Annotated in this window: 6 protein-coding genes and 1 pseudogene; 1 reads left to right on the top strand and 6 read right to left on the bottom strand. The window is 71.5% G+C overall.

Annotation, left to right across the window (positions count from 1 at the left end; all coding sequences use genetic code 11):
- From WMI84_RS14375 to WMI84_RS14355, 5 genes are all read right to left on the bottom strand, one after another.
- The coding region (locus WMI84_RS14375) for an AAA domain-containing protein (RefSeq protein WP_347354318.1) at nt 1–4,076 on the bottom strand (4,076 nt) is incomplete at its 3' end.
- Between the two features lie 124 nt (nt 4,077–4,200).
- The gene (locus WMI84_RS14370; protein WP_347354316.1) at nt 4,201–5,106 is read right to left on the bottom strand and encodes a carbohydrate ABC transporter permease; all 906 of its coding nucleotides are present in this window, start codon (nt 5,104–5,106) and stop codon (nt 4,201–4,203) included.
- A complete protein-coding gene (locus tag WMI84_RS14365; RefSeq protein ID WP_347354314.1) occupies nt 5,103–6,059 on the bottom strand; it encodes a sugar ABC transporter permease in 957 nt (318 codons plus the stop codon). Before WMI84_RS14365 ends, WMI84_RS14370 begins: the two co-directional genes overlap by 4 nt.
- A gap of 5 nt (nt 6,060–6,064) precedes the next feature.
- Entirely contained in the window at nt 6,065–7,333 is a 1,269-nt protein-coding gene (locus WMI84_RS14360; protein ID WP_347354312.1) for an extracellular solute-binding protein, read from the bottom strand.
- Nucleotides 7,334–7,564: 231 nt separating this feature from the next.
- Nucleotides 7,565–8,368 (bottom strand): DeoR/GlpR family DNA-binding transcription regulator, encoded by an 804-nt coding sequence (locus tag WMI84_RS14355; protein ID WP_347354310.1) that lies wholly within the window; start codon nt 8,366–8,368, stop codon nt 7,565–7,567.
- A gap of 157 nt (nt 8,369–8,525) precedes the next feature.
- Between WMI84_RS14355 and WMI84_RS14350 the strand changes: the two genes are divergently transcribed.
- Nucleotides 8,526–9,425 carry an SIS domain-containing protein gene (locus WMI84_RS14350; protein WP_347354308.1) on the top strand — a complete coding sequence of 300 codons (900 nt, stop codon included), beginning with the start codon at nt 8,526–8,528 and terminating at the stop codon, nt 9,423–9,425.
- Nucleotides 9,426–9,548: 123 nt separating this feature from the next.
- Here WMI84_RS14350 and WMI84_RS14345 read toward each other — a convergent pair.
- Nucleotides 9,549–9,959: pseudogene (locus WMI84_RS14345) on the bottom strand (nucleoside/nucleotide kinase family protein); the annotation flags it as partial.

Raw genomic sequence — 9,959 nt, 5'->3', positions numbered from 1 at the left:
CGGTCGCCCCAGCCCAGGTCGAGGTCGTCCTGCGTCGGCCCGTACCCCTCGCCGTCACCCAGCGCCGCGGCGGCTCCGGTCCCCTTGCGGAACACGCGACGTCGCCTGGGCCCGCTCCGGACCGAGCTGCTGTCTGCCTCTGGACCGGCCTGCACCGGCGCACCGGCCTCGACCGCTGAGCCCGGCTCGACAGGCGCGGTCGCGTCGACGTCCGCATGCGCCGAGACCCCCTCCCCCGTCCGCCCCGGCCGCGGTGCGAAGGGCTGGTCGCGAGCCATCGAGACGATGCGGGAGATCTCCCGGGCGGGGTCGCGGAACACGTCGGTGGACCAGACCCGGACCGGCTTCCAGCCGAGACGCTCGAGCTGTTCGGCGCGCAGCCGGTCACGTTCGCGCGTGCTGCGGTGGGCGGCATACCGTGGCCCGTCGGTCTCGACGGCAAGCAGGCCGCGTCCGACGTGGTAGGGGTCCTCGACGGCCACGTCGATCCGCTCGGCTCCCTGCCCCAGGTCCTCGTGCACGGTCAGGCCGGCGCGGCGGAGCCGTTCGGCGAGGTCGTGACGCAGCGGGTCGGCGGTGGGGACCGTCGTCTCGGCCCGCGGTAGGTCGACACCACCGGACTCGGCGTAGGCGAGGAAGTCGCGCAGCATCACGGCGCCCGGGGACTTCAGCCGTTCGGGGTCGAGGTCGGCGGCGCGCAGTGCCGACACGACGGTCATCCGCCGCCGGGCGCGGGTCATCGCGACGTTCAGGCGCCGTTCGCCGCCCGGCTCGTTGAGCGCCCCGAAGCGGTGCAGGACCCGGCCGTGAGGGGTCTTGCCGTAGCCGACCGACAGGATGACCGCGTCGCGTTCGTCGCCCTGCACACGACCGACGTCCTTGACGAAGAAGCACTCGGGCGCGTCGGGTGCGAAGAAGGACGCCAGGCCGGGCTGGTCGTGCAGGGCCGCCGTGACGGCCTCCTCGATGCACCGGGCATGGGCGGTCCCGAGGGTGACGACCCCGAGCGTCTCGTCGGACCGGGTCCGGGCGTGCTCGAGGACGAGCTGCACGACCCGCTCGACCTCGGAGCGGGTGGTCTCGATGGCCTGCACCCCCTCCTGGACCGTCGCGAGCCCCTCGACCGGCTCGAACCGGACCGGGGAGCTCAGCGCGACACCGGGGAACGTCGTCAACGACCCGTCGTACATCGCGGCGTTGGCGAAGGCGAAGAGCCGCTCGTCGCGCGACCGGTAGTGCCAGGCCAGCCGGCGCGTCGGCAGGATCCTCGCGAGCACGTCGAGGAGCGACCCGACGTCCTCGCCGGCCAGGCCCGGTCCGTCGGAGGTCGGCTCGGTGTCGGGCACGACCGTCGAGAAGTCCGTGGGCGGCAGCTGGCGCTCGTCGCCCACCACGACGACCTGTCGGGCCCGTGAGATCGCCGAGACCGCCACGGCCGGGTGCAGCTGCGATGCCTCGTCGAAGATGACCACGTCGAACCAGCGCCCGGGCGGCAGGGTCGACGCGACGACCAGCGGGCTCATCGCCCAGCAGGGCCGGATCGCGGTCAGGGTGGCACCCGCTCGGGTCATCAGGTCGCGCAAGGAGGTGTGCCGACGGGACCTGCCCGCCTCGGCCCGCACGAGCGCCTCGTGCGTCGGGTGGTCCGAGACCACCTCGCGGACGTTGCGCGCGACGGCCCCGCGCACCCGTTCGACGGTGGCCCGGAGGTGGGCGTGGTCGGCCGCGACGTACTCGTCGACGACGCGATGCAGCGCCGCTCCGTCATGGGCGCCGTAGTCGGGGTCGCGCACGGTGATGTCCTGGGCCAGCGAGGCCCACCACACGTGCTCGACCTCGGCGGGCACCGCGTCGGCCGGCACCCCCCGGGCGGCGAGCTCGTCGATCACCGCCCCGAGACCGGCGGCCCGCACCTCGTCGAGCGCCCCCGTGACGTCGGGCAGCACGGCCAGCCGGTCGGCCCGTGCGGCCAGCGCCGCCAGGTGCGCGCGCAGCTCGTCCAACGGCAGCGCCCGCAGGTCGGGCGGCTGCGGGCCGGCCACGACCCCGCCCGTGTCGGGCACGACCCCGGACCCGCTCCCGGCCGGGGCCGCCTCGCCGGCCTCCGACCCGGGCACGCTCCCCGGGGCGAGCCGGGCGGCGAGCCAGTCCAGGTCGGACCCGACCAGCTCGAGCAGCTCGATCCCCTCGTCGAGGCGCGGCGAGATCTCCGGACGACCGCCACCTCCCACCAGCCGGGCCCAGTGGTCCCGCTGCTCGCTCGCCGCGACGAGCTCGCCGTGCAGGTCGGCCGGTGGCCGGCCCGGACGCAGCAGCCGCCTGGTCTGGCGGGCGACGCGGCGCCGGGTGAGCCACCCCAGGCGGCTGTCGTGCTCGAGCCGCCACTCGCGGCTCGCCGTCGCCGCGATCGGCTCCGCGAGCGGGACGTCGAACACCTCGGGCCGGAAGACCTCGAGGGTATGCCGCACCCGCCGCATCGTCTCGAACGCCGCCTGCCAGTCGGCCAGCGAGCCGCCTTGCGGCACACGGGACTCCGCGAGGATGTCGTTGAGGCGGTCGGCCACCTCGGCGAGCTCGCCGGTGCTGAGCCGGGTGGTGATGTCCAGGGCCCGGGTGGCGTCGGCGGTCGTGAGGATCCGCGCGCCGAACCACGGGTCGTCGCCGTCGGAGGTCCAGGCACCGAGTCCGACCGCGTCCCGCAGCCGGCGCCCGAGCCCGACCGCCCGGGTGCGGCTCAGGCCGAGGATGTCCGGGCGCCCGATCCGCACGTGCGAGGTCGGCGCCGGGCGCCGGGCGGCCAGCTGCGCCATCGCCTCCTGCACGTCGTGTGCCGAGACCCCCCAGGGGTCGCGGGTGCAGTGCAGCGCCCGGACGTGGCGCACCAGCCGGGAGCGCCGGTCGCGAAGCGTGTCGGCGTTGGGGTCGCCGGCCGCCGGCTTGCGCTGCAGGGCCGCAGCGAGGCTCTCAGCCAGGGCGGTGGCCACCGCGCGCCGGTTCGCCTCGCCGTCGTGCACGTCGAGGACCAGGTCGCCGAGCCCCAGCCGGCCGAGCCGACCCACGGCCGACTCGATGGCCGCGCGTTTCTCGGCGACCAGGAGCACGGACCTGCCCTGGGCAGCGAGTGCCGCGACCAGGTTGGCGATCGTCTGGGACTTGCCGGTGCCCGGCGGGCCCTCGATGACCAGGTGCGCCCCGGCGCGCACCGCGTCGATCGCCGCCTGCTGGGACGAGTCCGCGTCGAGCACCAGGTGCTCGCGCTCGGGATCCGGGTCGGGGTCGCCCTCCGGCACCTGCAGCCGCACCGCGGCCAGCGCCGACTCGTCGCCGGCCAGGGCGGCCACGACGTCGTGGTCGGCCAGGCCCGCGCCCTGCAGCGTCAGGTCGGCGACCATCGGCAGCTTGGCACAGGAGAACGTGCCGATGACCAGCCGCGGCGCGATGTGGAAGTCCGGGACGGCCGCACAGGTGTGGGTGAGCGCGGCGTACGACGGGTAGGGGTCGAAGGCGTTGCCGACCTCCGCGAGGTCGGCCAGCGCACCGGCCTCGACCTCGATGCCCTGCTCGGAACGCAGGTACTCGCGCAGGACCGGGTTGAGCTCCGCCTCGGGCCCGAGGACCACGTCGAAGTCGTCCTGCGTGGCGTCGGTCGGGCGCAGCACGCAGGCGCGCAGCAGCACCGGTGCGGCCGGCGGGCGCCTCGCCCGCGGCACCGTCCAGGTCGCCATCCCGATGGCGATGAAGCCGGCCGCGATGCCCCGCTCCTGCTGCAGCTCGAGCGTCTTGCCGCGGATCGCCCGGGCCCGGTGCCGGGCCTCCTCGAGAGCGCTGCGCTCGCGGAACAGGTCGCTGAGCCGGGTCGGCTTGCCCGCCAACAGCATCGAGACCCCACCCGGGTGGGCCGTCGTGAGGTCGAGCGTGCCGGCCGTCAGGTCTCGGTACCACAGCAGGGTGTTGCGCCCGCCGAGGTCGACGAGGACCCGCTGCCACTGGGCGACGGCGGCCGCCACCCGCTCGGCACGCGGGTCGACCGAGGCCCGCGAGGCGGTGGCCGGACCGGCCGACGGGGCGTCAGTCATTGCTGCAGGCTAACAAGGGGACCGCCGCGCGGCGCGGAGGCGGTCCGGTATGCCGCTCGCCTCCTCCCGGGGGGACGGCACGCGAGCGCGCGCACGCCCCGTGGGAAGGTGGGCGGCATACCCCCTACTTGACGCTCCCGGCGGTCAGGCCGCCGACCAGGTGCTTCTCGATCACCGCGAAGAGGATGACCACCGGCACCACGGCGATGACCGAGGCGGCGAACAGCTGGTCCCAGTGCTGCTCGTAGCCGGTGACGTAGGAGCGGAAGCCGACGGTCAGCGGCTTCTTGTCGTCGTCGATCATCAGGGTCAGGGCGACGACGTACTCGTTCCACGCGGCGATGAACGTGAAGATCGTGGCGGTGACCAGCCCGGGCAGGGTCAGCGGCAGCATCACGCGGCGCAGCGTCTGCAGCCGCGAGGCTCCGTCCAGCGCGGCGGCCTCCTCGACCTCCACCGGGATCGAGGAGAAGAAGCCGTGCAGGATCCAGATCGCGAAGGCGAGGTTGAAGGCCGCGTTCGTCAGGATCAGCGCTGCGTACGTGTTGACCATGTTCAGCTCGAAGAACTGCCGGTAGAGCCCGACCACCAGCGAGGTGGGCGCGAACATCTGCGTGACCAGCACGAGGAACAGGAACGCGCCCCGGCCGGGGAAGCGGTGCCGGGAGGTCATGTACGCGGCCGGGATGGCGACGACCACGACCAGCGCGGTCGAGCCGAGCGAGATGATCAGCGAGGTCTTGAGCCAGTTCAGGAACCGCTCGTCCCCGAGCACCTGGGCGTAGGTGCTCCACTGCCAGACCCGCGGGAGCAGCGAGGGCGGCGTCGTCTTGACGTCGCTGCTGGTGCGCAGCGAGTCGAGCACCATGACGATGTAGGGCGCGAGGAAGACCAGCGCGAGCGCGGCGCCGGCGACCGCGAGCCAGACGCGGCGGGCGCCACCGGGTTTGCCGTGGTATGCCGCTGGGCCGGCGGGAGCGCCGGGCCCACCCGGTCGGGTGGTGGAGGTCTCCGCGGTGGTCGCGGTCATTTGGTGGCCTCCGCTCGGGCGTTGATGATCTTCAGGTAGATCGCGACGACCACCAGGATGAGCAGGACGTTGAAGATCCCGGCCGCCGCGGACATGCCCACGTCCTTCTCCTGGCTCTTGAAGGCCAGCTTGTACATGAACGTGATCGTCGTGTCGTGGGTGAAGCCGGGGTTGCGGTCGTTGAGGGTGTAGATGATCGGGAAGCTGTTGAAGACGTAGATGACGTTCAGGACCGTGGCCACCATCAGTGCGGGGCGCAGCAGCGGCAGGGTGATGAACCGGTAGCGCTGCCACGGGCCCGCGCCGTCGACCCGCGAGGCCTCCATGACGTCGGTCGGGATCGCGTTGAGCCCGGCGATGAAGACGAAGACCGTGAACGGCAGGGAGACGAAGATGCCGACGACGACCATCGAGAACATCGTCCACGAGTCGTTGCCGAGGAAGTCGACCGGTGCGCTGATCAGGTGCAGCTGCTGCAGGACGTGGTTGATGATCCCGTAGTTGTAGTCGTAGAGCAGCACGAACAGCTGGCTGGTGACGATCAGGCTGGCCGCCCACGGGACGATCACGGCCCAGCGGACCAGGCGCCGCCCGGGGAAGTCCTTGGCCAGGAACTGCGCGATCCCGAGGCTGAGCAGGATCGTGAAGGCGACCACGGCCACGACCCAGATCACGGTGTTCGTCAGCACCGTCGGCAGGTCGGGATGCTCGAGGACCTTCGCGTAGTTGCCCCAACCGGCGTCGCCGGTGCGCAGCCCGGTGATCGAGAACTGACCGCGGGAGGCCTGGAAGAGCTTGACCGCGGGGAAGAGGACGACGCCGAGGATCAGGACGAGCGCGGGCGCGAGCCAGAGCAGGGCGACGAGGGGATGGACCCGGCCGACCTGTGCCCGGCGACGCGCCGGGACCGCGGGGCGGACCGCGGTCCCGGTGTCGATGGTGCCTTGCGCCATCGGCGTCAGCCGCCGTTCTCCGCGGTCTGCTGCAGCTTGTCGAGGACGGCCTTCGGGTCACCCGTCATCGCCGAGCCGAGGTTCTGCTGGACGGCGAGCTTGATCTTGTCCCAGGTGGGGTCGTCGGTCGGGGTCAGCTGGGCGTTGGGCAGGGTGTCGAGGTAGACCTTGAGCTTCGCGTCGCTCTGGAACGCCTGGATGCCCGACTTCGTGACGGGCAGGAAGCCCTCGGCCTTGATGAACGTGTTCACCTGGTCGGGCTGGTAGTACAGCTCGTAGAAGGCCTTGACCGCCTTGAGGTTGGTGTCGCCGGGCTTCTTGAACGCCATCAGGTAGTCGGTGACGCCGAACGTCTTGCTGGCGGAGCCGTCGTTGCTCGGGAACGGCGCGACGCCGTAGTCGACCTTCTTGTCCTTGTCGAGGTCCGCGGCGAGCGGGCTGAAGCCGATGACCATGCCGGCCTTGCCCGACTTGAACAGGTCGAAGGCGTCGGCGCGGTTGGTGCGGGCCGGGTTGTGCTGGGTCACCTTCTCGTCGGTCAGCTTCTTCAGGAAGGTCAGCGTGGCGACGTTCTGTGCGGAGTTGATCGTCCACTTGCCCTGGTCCTTCCAGGTGCCGCCGTTGTTGAACAGCCACATGGAGAACTCGCCCTGGGCCTCCTCGGGGCCGAGCGGCAGGGCGTAGCCGACGGTGCCGTTGCCGAGCCCGGTGAGCTTCTTGGCGTCGGCCTCGAGCTCGTCCCAGGTCTTGGGCGGTGCGTTGAGGCCGGCCTGCTTGAAGAGGGCCTTGTTGTAGAACAGGGCGCGGGCGCTCGACAGGTCGGGGAAGCCGTAGAACTTGCCGTCGTAGGTGCCGTACTTGACGAACGTGTCGAGGATGTCGCTCTTGACCGCGGCGGGCAGCACCTGGTCCGAGTCGTAGAGCAGCCCGTCCTTGGCGTAGCTGGCATAGGCGTTCAGGTTCAGGATGTCGGGCGGCTGGTTGTTCTGGATCATCGTCGAGCTCTGCTGGTCGATGTTGTCCCAGCTGACGATCTGGACGTCGAGCGTGTAGCCCGTCTTCGCCTTGTACGCCTTGGCGAACGCGTCCCAGAAGGCCTTCGTGTGGTCCTTCGAGTACTCCGCCGCGACGAGCTTGATCGTGGTGGCCTGGGCCCCCCCGGTGCTGCCGTTGTCGGCTGCGTTGCCGGCCCCGGTGCCGCCACCGCAGGCGCCCAGGGCGAGCGCCGCCGCGGCCACGCCGGCCAGCGCTGCGTACCTCGTCGTTGACTTCATCTCTCTCCTTCGTGCTTGCTCAGGACGGCACGGGACACCCAGCCGTATGCCGCCGTCCAACCTAGAACGCGGACTGTGTCGATGCAAGAGCGTTCCTGCACGAGACATCACCGATCTGATCACAATCACGCAACACAGACCGGAATGTGCCGGTTCGGACCAGCCGGCAAGGTCTCGGACAGGGACGGAGCCGGAGTGCGCGCGCGGATGGCGCGTCCGGATGGTGCGGGCTCAGACCGCGTGGATCGTGACCCCAGCCTTGCGGAGGGCGGCCAGCTCCTCGGCCGGCGCGTCGGAGGTGGTGACCAGGTGGTCGATCCGGTCGGCCGGGCAGATCGAGGCGAAGGTGCGCTGCCCGAGCTTGTCACCGGTCGCCACGCAGATGACCGTGCGGGACCGGGCGATCATGAGGCGGATGATGGCCGCCTCGTCCTCGAGTCGGCAGGTGGCCCCCTCGGCCGCGGTCAGCCCGTTCGTGCCGACGATCGCGGTGTCGAGCCAGAGCTGTTCGAGCACGAGCTGGGCCAGCGGTCCGGTCAGCTCGTAGGACTCCGGCCGAGCCACTCCACCGAGGGAGACGCACTGGACGTGCGGGCGCAGCACCGCCTCGGCCGCGATGTTGAGCGCGTTGGTCACGATCGTGACGGCCCCTCCGGCGGCAAGGTCCTCGCGGGCGGTGATCGCCCGGGCCGTTGCGGTCGTCGTCGTCCCGCCGTTGAGCCCCACGACCTGGCCCGGTCTGATCAACGCGGCGGCCGCGGCCGCGATCCGGCGCCGGCCGGCGTCGGCCTGGCTGCTCCGGTAGCGGTAGGGCAGCTCGTAGGCGACCGACGTGGCGACGATGCCGCCATGGTGGCGGGTGACGAGCTGGCGCCTGGCCAGCTCGGCGAAGTCGCGCCGGATGGTCGCCTCGCTCACCGCGAGCAGGCCGGCTGCCTCGGTGACGCCGAGCCGTCCCGAGGTCGCCAGCCGGTCGAGCATCGCGGACAGGCGTTCGGCGCGGTTGCGCCCACCGTCGTGGGTGTCCTCGGTCACGAGAGCGACTCTATCGCGCGGATGGACGGTGGACATGCCTGTCTCTGCTCATTTACAGTAGGAAGCGATCAGAGACAGTCATCGTTCACCACAACGTCAGTGCCGTAGCGTCGGTACTGCCACGTCTCATCACCTGCTACGTCGTGAGGACCCGCCCATGCCGACCGCCCGCCACCTTGCTCACGAGATCTCGACCCAGCCCGACGACTGGGCGCGCGCCGCGCAGCGCGTGCCCGACCTGGCCGGCGTGCTGCCCCGGCGCGGGGAGCGGGTGGCCACGATCGGCTGCGGCACGTCGTGGTTCATGGGCCAGTCGTACGCGGCCCGTCGCGAGTCGCTCGGCCAGGGTGAGACCGACGCCTTCGCCGCCTCCGAGCACCGGTTGGCCCGTGGGTACGACCGGGTCGTGCTGATCAGCCGGTCCGGCACCACGACCGAGGTCATCGAGGTCCTCGACGGGCTGCGGGCCGCGGGCACTGCGCACGTCGCCTTCGTCGCGACCGCCGGCACGCCGATCGCCGAAGCGGCCGAGGGACTCGTGCTGATGGATGACGTCGACGAGCAGTCGGTCGTGCAGACGCGCTTCGCGACGACCACGCTGGCGTTGCTGCGCGCCTCGCTCGGCGACGACCTCACCCCGGCGATCGAGCAGGCCCGCGAGGTGCTGGCCCAGGACGCCGAGACCGCACTGGGGGCGGTCGCCGACGCCGAGCAGGTGACCTTCCTGGGGTCCGACTGGACCAACGGGCTGGCCACCGAGGCAGCCCTCAAGCTGCGCGAGTCCGCCCAGTTCTGGTCGGAGTCCTACCCCGCCATGGAGTACCGCCACGGGCCGATCAGCATCGCCGCGCCGGGGCGGGCGGTGTGGGCCTTCGGCGCCGTCCCGGCCGGCCTGCGCGAGCAGGTGGCGGCGACCGGGGCGCACTTCGAGCACCGCGACGTCGACGCCCTGGCCGAGCTGGTCCGGGTGCACCGCCTCTGCCTCGTCAAGGCCGAGCGCGCTGGGATCGACCCGGACGCCCCGCGCAACCTCACGCGCAGCATCGTGCTCAGCTGAGCCACAGCCGGGTCGCGCCGAGGGTGCACCAGCGCGTGCCGTGACCGAATCGCCTGATGCCGCACCCGGTCCACAGGCGTCGACAGCATCTCCAGCGCGCGCCAGCGGATGTCTGCGCCAAGGCTATAGGAGCCGAATCATCCGGTCGGCACGGTGTGCCACCGACCGGATGAGTTGCGCGTTTCTTTCGTCCGATCCCAAAGCCCACTCGCGAGCCGCTTCCGGCGACCTGCCGAACTTCTCATGTCGAGCCAGCAACCGATCAAGCCGAACGGACCGCCGCGGGTCCAGGAACCATGTCTCGGTCAGGCACCCAAATACGCGTGGCCACGCGCCGTCCTCGACGAGCAGATAGTTCCCTTCTGTGATGACGAGAGGCACCTCGAAGGAGATCTTGATGCTGCCCGCGATTGGCTCCTCGAGACTGCGGTCGAACGTTGGGGCATAGATCGTCTCTCCTGCCTGCTGGTCCACGATCCGCTGCAAGAGGTGGGCGTACCCGAGGTCGTCGAAGGTCTCGATAGCTCCCTTGAC

Origin of the sequence: Intrasporangium sp. (assembly GCF_039812505.1) — a bacterium.
Classification (GTDB): Bacteria; Actinomycetota; Actinomycetes; order Actinomycetales; family Dermatophilaceae; genus Intrasporangium_A.
This window is presented reverse-complemented; position numbering and strand designations above follow the sequence as displayed.

Coding starts and splice junctions, on each gene's coding strand:
- WMI84_RS14360 (WP_347354312.1), bottom strand. CDS start 7,333: ATGAAGTCAACGACGAGGTACGCAGCGCTGGCCGGCGTGGCCGCGGCG.
- WMI84_RS14370 (WP_347354316.1), bottom strand. CDS start 5,106: ATGACCGCGACCACCGCGGAGACCTCCACCACCCGACCGGGTGGGCCC.
- WMI84_RS14350 (WP_347354308.1), top strand. CDS start 8,526: ATGCCGACCGCCCGCCACCTTGCTCACGAGATCTCGACCCAGCCCGAC.
- WMI84_RS14365 (WP_347354314.1), bottom strand. CDS start 6,059: ATGGCGCAAGGCACCATCGACACCGGGACCGCGGTCCGCCCCGCGGTC.